We start from the raw sequence: 506 nt of genomic DNA, 5'->3' as shown, positions 1-506 counted from the left end.
GTTATGCCAACGGTGCAGTCCGGATCTTTCGACCAACCGGACAACGAATGCTAGGCAACAACAATCCTTATTCGCCGACCACCAAAGGTCACCTCCGTCTCGAGTCGCACAAGAATCACGGCCGCTCCTATTCATTGACGAAGGTTCTGAATTGCCTCTCGATCGCGGTTCTAGTGTTCGGCGCATGTGCTGTCGCGGGTATTCTGTACTATTACCGAGACGGTGGCTGGTCCGCGTTGCTACCTTACTTTTTCGCCCTAATTGCCGGGGGCGCTTGCTTGGCAGTCTCCGTTTTGCTTACGATCATCGCGACGATCCTGGATCGGTGCTCTGCTTTGATGCTGCTGATACAGGCGCCGGCCATTGTCTTCTATCTTCGATTCCTACCATGGGGCTGACCAGCAGACGCCGATGTTCTGGCATAACCATGAAATTCACGGGAGCGACCGATGGGGTCCTCTCTGCGGCTCTAGCTCGTCGACGGTCGCCCCGTGATTTCCGCCGTT

At 55.7% G+C, this 506-nt stretch carries 1 protein-coding gene; it reads left to right on the top strand.

Going from position 1 to position 506, the window contains the following annotated elements; genetic code table 11:
• Positions 1 to 398: hypothetical protein (locus GNK13_RS21550; protein WP_203545381.1), on the top strand; the 398-nt coding region annotated here is incomplete at its 5' end.
• Between the last annotated feature and the right edge of the window lie 108 nt (positions 399 to 506).

The organism is Candidatus Laterigemmans baculatus, from assembly GCF_010367455.1.
Taxonomy (GTDB): Bacteria; Planctomycetota; Planctomycetia; order Pirellulales; family Pirellulaceae; genus Laterigemmans; species Laterigemmans baculatus.
This window is presented reverse-complemented; position numbering and strand designations above follow the sequence as displayed.